The organism is Paraburkholderia sp. SIMBA_030 (assembly GCF_046535245.1).
In the GTDB taxonomy this organism is placed as follows: Bacteria; Pseudomonadota; Gammaproteobacteria; order Burkholderiales; family Burkholderiaceae; genus Paraburkholderia.
The window spans coordinates 1-266 of record NZ_JAWRXB010000720.1; the positions used below are offsets into that span (position 1 = coordinate 1).

At 59.8% G+C, this 266-nt stretch carries 1 protein-coding gene; it reads left to right on the forward strand.

Features of this window, described 5'->3' with window-relative positions:
* A partial coding sequence (locus SB772_RS41835; protein ID WP_410838752.1) for a hypothetical protein occupies positions 1–266 on the forward strand: 266 nt, incomplete at both ends.

Sequence of the window (266 nt, forward strand, 5' to 3'; positions counted from 1 at the left end):
TATTGCTGTGCGCGCCGGCACTCGGCAACCAGCTCGTCAACGAGTTTGCGTTCACCCCCGAACAGCTGGGAAATTTCTTTTCACTGGAGTTTTGCGGGTTCGCGGTCGCCGGCATCCTCGGCACCTACGTGATGCCGAGGGTGAACTGGGTGAAGCTCTTCAACTTCGCGCTGTTCGTCTTCGTCGCTGGCTATCTCGCGTCGATTTTCGTCCTGCCCGATGTCAAGGGGCTCATGGCCGTGCAGGGCGTCACGACGATCTTCGGC